Origin of the sequence: Alienimonas chondri (assembly GCF_013036045.1) — a bacterium.
Lineage (GTDB): Bacteria > Planctomycetota > Planctomycetia > Planctomycetales > Planctomycetaceae > Alienimonas > Alienimonas chondri.
Map to the genome: position 1 here is coordinate 33,513 of NZ_WTPX01000026.1, position 8,528 is coordinate 42,040.

Annotated in this window: 6 protein-coding genes; 5 read left to right on the top strand and 1 reads right to left on the bottom strand. The window is 68.7% G+C overall.

The window, feature by feature from the left end; translation table 11 throughout:
• The first annotated feature begins 120 nt into the window (after positions 1-120).
• From LzC2_RS06055 to LzC2_RS06075, 5 genes are all read left to right on the top strand, one after another.
• Positions 121-729, top strand: a complete 609-nt coding sequence (locus LzC2_RS06055; RefSeq protein ID WP_171184823.1) for a sigma-70 family RNA polymerase sigma factor — start codon at positions 121-123, stop codon at positions 727-729.
• Complete coding sequence (locus LzC2_RS06060; protein WP_171184825.1) at positions 722-2,419, top strand: FecR family protein; 1,698 nt, start codon at positions 722-724, stop codon at positions 2,417-2,419. The genes LzC2_RS06055 and LzC2_RS06060 overlap by 8 nt, the downstream gene beginning before the upstream one ends.
• A complete protein-coding gene (locus LzC2_RS06065; protein WP_171184827.1) occupies positions 2,416-5,739 on the top strand; it encodes a DUF1549 domain-containing protein in 3,324 nt (1,107 codons plus the stop codon). The genes LzC2_RS06060 and LzC2_RS06065 overlap by 4 nt, the downstream gene beginning before the upstream one ends.
• A 61-nt stretch (positions 5,740-5,800) precedes the next feature.
• The gene (locus LzC2_RS06070; protein ID WP_171184829.1) at positions 5,801-7,219 is read left to right on the top strand and encodes a DUF1501 domain-containing protein; all 1,419 of its coding nucleotides are present in this window, start codon (positions 5,801-5,803) and stop codon (positions 7,217-7,219) included.
• Positions 7,220-7,396: 177 nt separating this feature from the next.
• Entirely contained in the window at positions 7,397-7,834 is a 438-nt protein-coding gene (locus LzC2_RS06075) for a hypothetical protein (RefSeq protein ID WP_171184832.1), read from the top strand.
• 25 nt (positions 7,835-7,859) lie between these two features.
• On the opposite strand, the gene LzC2_RS06080 is transcribed toward LzC2_RS06075, so the two are convergent.
• Positions 7,860-8,528, bottom strand: a 669-nt coding sequence (locus tag LzC2_RS06080) for a hypothetical protein (protein WP_171184834.1), incomplete at its 5' end; no start/stop codon positions are given.

An 8,528-nucleotide genomic window follows, 5' to 3' on the forward strand; every position in this document is an offset into this window, starting at 1 on the left:
TGCTGCATCCGGTCGCCCGGCGACTTACGATGATTTCGCCTCCCATCGAAATTTGCGTGTCCGAATCGGACGGCATCCGCTCTGAGTCTCCGTCTCGCCGTTCTATCCATCCCCCGCCGCATGTCCGATCGTTCCTCTGCCGCCGATGTCCCCGCCGACGGTCCGCCCGTCCAAGCGGCGGTCGATCGGGCGCAGATGAACGAGTTCGCCCGCCTCCTCGGCGGGGCCCAGCGGCAGTTATTCCTGTATCTGATGGGGTTGATGGCTGATCGGGCTGCGGCGGAGGACGTCCTGCAGGAGACGAACCTCGTTCTCTGGCGGGAGTTCGAGCGATTTGAACCCGGCACGAACTTCACCGCGTGGAGCTGCCGCGTCGCGTTCAATCAGGTGAGGGCCTACCGCACGAAGCGCGGGCGGGATCGGTTGGTGTTCAGCGATGCGTTCCTGTCCGCCGTCGACGAGGAACTGACCCGCGAGGCCGACCGCCTGGAGGAACGCCGGGCGGCATTGGCGAGTTGCCTCGATCGCCTCCCCGATCACCACCGCGAACTCGTCCGTCACCGGTATCTCGGCGAGGGCACGACCGAGGCGCTGGCGGATCGACTGGGCAAGCGACCCGATGCGGTGCTGCGGATGCTCTCCCGCGTGCGGCAGACGCTGCACGAGTGCGTCACTCGCAAGCTCGCCGGCCTCGGTTCGCCGCGCGGATCGGGGGTGGGTCTTGTCTGAACCGAACACGCACGCCCCGATCGCCGGTCCGGCGCCCGGTCATGAAGAGTTCAACGTCCTCTGCGATGCGGTCTTCGACGGCGTCGCGACCGCGGATCAAGTCGCCCGGTTGGAAGCGGCGGTGTTGGCGTCGCCGGCGTTGCGGCAGCGGTACGTCGAACTCGCCGATCAGGAGGCGTCGCTGGCTTGGGTCGGGGCCGATCTGCCGGGCGCCGGGGAGTTTCAGGTCGGCGAAACCGAACCGCCGACGGTGTTCGCCCCGCCCACGGATCGCCGTCGTGCTTGGGTGTGGCCGGCAGTTGCGGCTCACACGGCGGTGATGCTCTGTCTGCTTGGCGGGTGGGTAGTCTTTGGATTGCAGGAGGAAGCCGGCTCCCCGAACTTCTCCGCAACGCCCGTTTCCACGCCGCCCGCGGCGGTTTGGGCGGCGAGCGCCGGGGCGGACCTGTTCGGCGGCGCAGTGCCCGCCGTGGGGGAAGCGGCGCCGGTCGGTCGGGAACAGGCGCTGCTGGGCGGGTGGGTGAAGTTGCGGTTCGCATCCGGCGCCGAGGCGGTGCTGGAAGGGCCGGCGGTTTTCGAGATCGCCGCCGCCGATCGCCTGATCCTGCGGGCCGGGCGATGCAGCGTGCACGCCCCCGACGGGGCGGAGGGGTTCCGCGTGGATACGCCGGACGGCCGGGTCGTGGACCTCGGCACCCGCTTCGCCGTGCGGGTACGCGACGGCGAGGCCGACGGCGGCACCGAGGTGCACGTCGTCGAGGGCGCCGCCACGTTGGAGCACGACGCATCAAACGGCGACGGCGTGGTCAGTCTGCTGGAAGGCGGGCAGGCCGACCGACTGTCCGGCCACGGCCCGCTCGTCTTCGATCCCCAGGCCTACCGGGAGTCGCTGCCCGATCGCGTCGTTTCCTACGTCGCCAGGGACGAACCAGACGGCGCCACCGTGTTGAAGGGGCTGACGGTACAGCGCGACGGGCGGGTGCGGTCCTACGGCGCTGCGGCTCTCATCCCCGCGGCCGTCGTCGCCTTCCACGCCCCCGCCGGCGGGTATCCCTATGCCGTGCCGACGGACGCGACCGGCTCGCTGGGTAAATGGCTGTCGCGACCGTTCGTGTTGAACGCCGGCTTCATCAACCCCGGCGGGGCGAGCGAACCGCTCTCCGCCGATCCAGTTCTCGACGGTCCTGACGGCACACCGGGTCTGGCGGTGCGATTCGACTCGCCGGTGACGAACGGGCCGGGGCCGGACCTCGTGCTGTTCGACATTCAATCGGTGACGGACGTCCCGGACGGAGACGCCTTTCACCTCTCTCCCGCGACGTTCCGCCCGGGGCTGCGCTCGCACACCGTGCGGCGGTTCGATCTGACGTTGGGCGACCCCGGGACCGCGGTCGTCGCCCCGTTCATTCTGCCAAAGCCGGCCGGACCCGTTTCAACCTCCGCCGCTGACGGCGTCGCGCTCGATGCGGAGGCTCCGCGGCTCGTCCCGTCGCTGCGGTTCACCGCGAATGCGGTGGCGATCGATCTGTCCGACCTCGGCTACGGACCGGGGGAGACCGTGGGTGAACTGTTCATTCAAGACGCCCGCGACGACCCGAAATTCCTCGACCCGACCGTGATCGTCGGCCTGCCGACCGATTCGTCGGGCCGCACTTCCTCACAACACACTCCTGACAGGGACACGCCGTGACGCGGTTCGCTCGCCTATTGGTTTGCCTCCCGTCCGCCTGCTTCATCGCGGCCGGCGCTTTGACGCTCCTCGCCCCGCCGGCCGGGCAGGCGGCGGAGCCGGACGAATTGGACGCGGCGAAGGCCAAGTTCTTTGAGAACGAGGTCCGTCCGCTGCTGGCAAAGCGTTGCTTCGAGTGTCACGGCGAGGAGAAGCAGGAGGGCGAGCTGCGACTGGATTCGATGGGCCACATCCTCGCCGGCGGGTTCACCGGTCCGGCGTTGGAACGCGGGAAGCCGGCCGAGAGCCTGTTGATCGAAGCAGTGAACTACGAATCCTACGAGATGCCGCCCTCCGGCAAGCTGCCGGCGGCGGAGATCGCCGTGCTGACGCGGTGGATCGAACTCGGCGCCCCCTGGCCGGGGGCGGAGGACGCCCCGCCGGTTCGCCCTGCCAGTGAACGCGGCCCGCAGTTCACCGAGGAAGACCGCGCGTGGTGGGCGCTGCAACCGGTCGTCGATCCGGCCGTGCCGGACGTTCCTCAGGCGGACGTTTCTCAGGACGGTGGCGAGGCCGCCTGGGGCCACAACGAGATCGACCGTTTTCTGCTTGCGGCGATGCGGGAACGCGGTTTGTCGCCGGCGCCGGAGGCCGACCGTCGCACGCTGATCCGGCGCCTCTCGCAGGATCTCACCGGTCTGCCGCCAAGCGCCGCGGACGCCGACGCCTTCGTGGCCGACGACTCGCCGGACGCCTACGACCGCCTCGTGGATCGCCTGCTGGCCAGCGACGCCTACGGCGAACGCTGGGGCCGGCATTGGCTGGACCTCGTCCGCTACGCCGATTCCGACGGCTACCGTGCCGACTTCGTCCGCCCCGACGCCTGGCGATACCGGGATTACGTCATCGACAGCCTCAATAAAGACAAGCCGTACGATCGATTCGTGAGGGAGCAGCTCGCCGCGGACGAGCTGTTCCCGAACGACATCGACGCCCAGGTGGCGCTCGGATATCTGCGACACGGGATCTACGAATACAACTCCCGCGAGGCGCCCGGCCAACGGGAGCTGATGCTGAACGAGCTGACGGACGCCACCGCGGACGTGTTTCTCGGCCTCGGCCTGCAATGCGCGCGCTGCCACGACCACAAGTTCGATCCGCTGCCGCAGACGGACTACTACCGCCTGCGGGCGTTCTTCGAGCCGATCCTGTTCCGAGATCAGGTCGTGCTGGCCACGGAGGAGGAGCAGTCGGCCCACGCCGCCGCGATGAAGGAGTGGGAAGCCGCGACCGCGGATCTGCGCGCGGAACTGGAGGCGATCGAAGGTCCGGCTCGGGAGCAGGCCCGCAAGAAAGCGGTTGAGATGTTCCCCGAGGACGTGCAGGCGATTTACTGGGTTCCCGAGGCGGAGAAGACTGCCGAGCAGCGGCAGGTGTACTGGTTCGTGCAGGATCAGGTCGAATTCGAGTGGAGCCGTTTGGACAGCAAGATCCCGTCCGATCTGAAGCCCCGGGCGGTCGAACTGCGGAAGCAGATCGCGGAGTTCGACCACCTCAAACCCGCCCCGCTGCCGACCGGCCGCGTCGCCGCGGATGCGGACGCCGTCGCTCCGCCGACGGTCGTTCCGAAGCGCAAGACCGTGGTGCCGCCGGGCAAGATCGCGCTGTTGGCGGAGGAACCGATGGAGATTCCGGAGTTGGATCTCCCCGGCGTGAACGGCGAAGGCACCACCGGCCGGCGGGCGGCGCTGGCGAACTGGATCGCCGACCCGGAGAACCCCTTGAGCACGCGGGTGATCGTCAACCGCATCTGGCAGGGACACTTCGGCCGCGGCTTGGCTCCCAACGGCAGCGACTTCGGTCGGCTGGGCGGTCCGCCGTCGCACCCGGAGCTGTTGAATTGGCTCGTCTGCCGGTTCCTCGACGAAGGCTGGCGGCTCAAGCCGCTGCATCGGTTGATCGTCACCTCCGCGGCGTACCGGCAGTCGGCCTCGCACCCGGATGCCGCGGCCCTCGCGGAGATCGACCCCCGGAACGAGTGGTACTGGCGGGCCGACGTCCGCCGGCTCGCCGCGGAGCAGGTCCGCGACGCCCTGTTGACGGTGACCGGTTCGCTGAAGGAGAAGGACGGCGGTCCCGGTTCGGGGCACAGCACGCCGGTCCGCAGCGTTTATCTGGAGGTGAAGCGGAACTCCCGCGAACCGCTGATGGACCTGTTCGATCTGCCGCAGTTCTTCATCAGCGCCTCCACCCGCGATACCACCACCAGCCCGCTGCAAAGCCTGTATCTGATTAACTCCGACGCCGTGTTGAAGCACGCGGCCTCGCTCGCCGGTCGCGTCGCGGCACAGGCGCCGGGGGGGAGCGACGAGGAGCTCGCCGCGACCGCCTGGCGGACCGTGTTCGGACGTGAGCCGACCGACGGGGAACTGGCCGCCAGCGTGCGATTCCTGAGGGAACAGGCGGACCGCACCGCCGCGGAGGCGTCGACGGGCAACGAACCGGACGGAGCGGCGCTCGCCTTTGCCGACTTCCCCACGCGGGAAGGGCGGGCCGTGGAGACGACCGAGAAAAATCCCGCGGACCTGTTCGCTCCGCACGACGCCCGACTCGCCGAGCCGCTGGCGGACGGCGGGTTCACCGTCGAAGCGTTCTTCCAATTGCGCAGCGTCTATTCGTCCGGTTCGGTGCGAACGCTGGTCTCCAAGTGGAACGGCAGCCACGGCACGCCCGGTTGGTCGTTCGGGGTGACCGGCGAAGGGTCCCGTCGCAAGCCACAGACCTTGGTGATCCAGATATTCGGACCCGACCCGAACGGCGGATCGGTGCAGGAAGCCGCGGTGTTCAGCGATCAGCACGTCGCCCTGAACACGCCCTACTACGCGGCCGCCGCGGTCTCCCCCGCGACGGCGGACGGCCCCGGAAAGGTGACCTTCTATCTGAAGGATCTCTCGAACAACGATTCGCCGCTCTCCGTGGCGGAACGCCCGCACGGCGTCGCCACGGCGGGGAACCGGTTGCCGGTCGCGATCGGTCGGCAGGGGACGAAGCCGTCGGGGCTGTTCGACGGGCTGATCGATGACGTCCGCCTGTCGCGCGGCGTGCTGGACGTCGCCAGCTCGCTGTTCACCGATGAATCGCCCACCGCGTCCACGCTGGCCCACTGGACGTTCGAGCCGACCCCCGGCGCCTTCGTGGATGCCGCGGCCGCCAAGCCGGGCGAGGGATTGAACCTCACGCCCTCCCGTGCGGCGGTCGATTCCGGCGATCCGCGTCGCAAGGCGTTGACGGACCTCTGCCATGTGCTGCTGAACAGCAGCGAGTTCCTCTACGTCCAGTAATCGTCCGCCCGACGTCTCCAGTCGCCCGCATTCTCGCCGTCTCACGCACGGAAACTCGCTCATGTCGATCGATCGCCTGCCGCACATCGCCGTTCCGCAGACCCGCCGGGAGTTTCTTGCCCGCAGCGGGGCCGGCTTCGGGGCCACGGCTCTCTCCGGATTGATGGCTGACGCCGCCGTCGCATCCGAGGTCCGCCCCGCCGGGTTGCATCACGTCCCGCGGGCGAAGTCGGTCATCTTCCTGTTCATGGAGGGCGGGCCGAGCCACATGGACACCTTCGATCCGAAGCCGGAACTGAGCCGACTGGCCGGGCAGCCGTTGCCGGAGAGCTTCGGCAAGGTCGCGTTGGCGATGGGCGAGGCGCACGCCCCGTTGATGGCCAGCCAGCGCAAGTGGAAGCAGCACGGCGAGGCCGGCACCTGGGTCAGCGATTGGTTGCCGCACACCGCCACCTGCGTGGACGACATCGCCGTGCTGCGAAGCTGTCATACCGACGGCGTGAACCACAGCGCCGGCGTGTGCCAGATGAACACCTGCAGCCCGCTGGGCGGACGCCCGAGCCTGGGCAGTTGGGTGAGCTACGGGCTGGGCACGGAGAACAAGGATCTGCCCGCGTTCGTGGTGATGCAGGACGGCGGCAGCAGCGTGGTCAACGGCCCTCGCAACTGGAGCGCCGGCTTCATGCCCGCGGTCCATCAGGGCGTGCGGCTGAAGGAGGTCGGCGAGCCGGTCCCGAATCTCTCCACGCCGGAGTCCGTCGGCGCCGCCCGTCAGTCGGGGAAGCTGGATCTGCTGGGCAAGCTGAACCGCGAGTTCGCCGCCGCTCATCCGGAGCAGACGGAACTCGACGCCCGGATCGCCAGCTATGAACTCGCGTTCCGCATGCAGGCCGAGGCGCCGGGCGCGGTCGATCTCTCGCAGGAGACCGCCGAGACGCAGGCGCTTTACGGCATGGACGACAAGGAGACGGCGTCGTTCGGTCGGCTCTGCTTGCTCTCTCGCCGGCTCGCCGAGCGGGGCGTGCGGTTCATCCAGCTCTACCACGGCCCCGGCTCCAAGTGGGACGCCCACAGCGGGATCGAGGCGAACCACTCCAAGCTCTGCAAGGCGATGGACAAGCCGGTCGCCGGGTTGCTGAAGGACTTGAAGCGCCGCGGATTATTGGAGGACACGCTGGTCGTGTGGGGCGGCGAGTTCGGCCGCACCCCGATGAGCGAGCAGGGCAACGGCCGCGACCACAACCCGACCGGCTTCACGATGTGGATGGCCGGCGGCGGCGTGAAGGGCGGTCAGACGCTGGGAGCCACCGACGAGCTCGGTTTGCGAGCCGTCGAAGATCGCCTGCACGTCCACGACCTGCACGCCAGCATCCTCCACCTGCTGGGCCTGGACCGGCTGGACCTCACCTACCCCTACAAGGGCCGCCCCGAACGCCCGACGATCAACGAGGGCAAGTTCTTCGAGAAGCTGGTGGGGTAAGCTGACGCCTTCCAGTCCGCTCTCTCAGACCGTCCACCGATGCACCGTCGAAGACTTCTCGGGGCCGCCATCACAGCCGTGTCCGCCCCGGCTGCATGTTTGGCGACACAGACTGAAGAGGAAGAGTCACCGCCGCTCACGCTAGACGACCTGAAGTGCCGCCCGATCACGGGACGGTTGGGGTTCCCGCTGGGCACGGAACTGCTGCTGGCAGGGACGGTCGAGTACCGGCGCCTGCGGCGGAGGCATAAACAGCGTGGCTTCTCGGTGCTTGTTACGCATGTGAACGAACGGCCCTGGGCCGCAGCGGAGCCGCGATTCGACCTGCCGGATGACGCATTTGCGGCCTCTGGGATTGAAGAGCCGTCGGCGGAGTCGGAAGCGGTCGGTCAGTCGATTGAACTGGTGGCGTACGAGACGGGAGGATTCTACGGGCTCACGAAGAGCGCCGTCCCCGACGAGGCCCTGCCGGCGCCGGATCCGTCGCTCCCGGTCTTGCCGCCGTTGGCGGGACGTCCGTTTCAGTTTGTGGCTCATCTTGAAGTGGTTGGGATCGTCCGCGGTCCGGGCTACCAGAAGAGGCGGTGGGGGCCGCCGCTTTTCAGGACGCCTTGAGGCGCCGGCGACGAGCGGATGAGGGTCACTCCGTTGCTTCGTCCGCCTCGGCATTGGACGAGCCACGGTCCGCATCGGAATCGGCCGGCTGATCCGGCTCGCCCGGGCCTTCTTCGCCGCCGTTGTCCGGCGCCGACTCACCCTGCGGCTGCGGATAGCGAACCGAACCCCAGGTGCCGGTCTCGGCGCTGAACATGCCGAAGCTCTTCGGCGAGCGAACCATCGCGTAGTCGATGCCGACGGAGGGGGCGACGGCCTCTTCCCCCTCGCCGAGTTCGTGCAGGCCGCCTTTGCCGCTCACGCCGCTGTAGGCGTAGACCCCGTCCGCCGTTCGAGTCGCGGCGACCGTCGTGCCGACCACCGGCACGCCCAAGTGATTCACGGCGTCGCGTTCGCCGACCGGATGCGAACCCCATTTGCCGGACGAGCCGCCAAAGGCGTAGACGGTTCCGCCGACGACCAACATCGCGACGTCCTGACCGACGATCGGCTGCACCTTGCCGCGTTCCTCCTCGGGCACGTCGACCGGCAGCGGCGTCATCTTGCCGGAACTCTGCGACCATCCCCAGACCTTCGACCGGTCCGGCGAAATCAACACGAGGACGTGCCGGCCCTGCACGAAAAGCTCGCCGGTGTCCGACTCCCGCGTCTCGACTTGCCGGAACGGGCCGCCGAACGTCCCGCCCCCAAACCC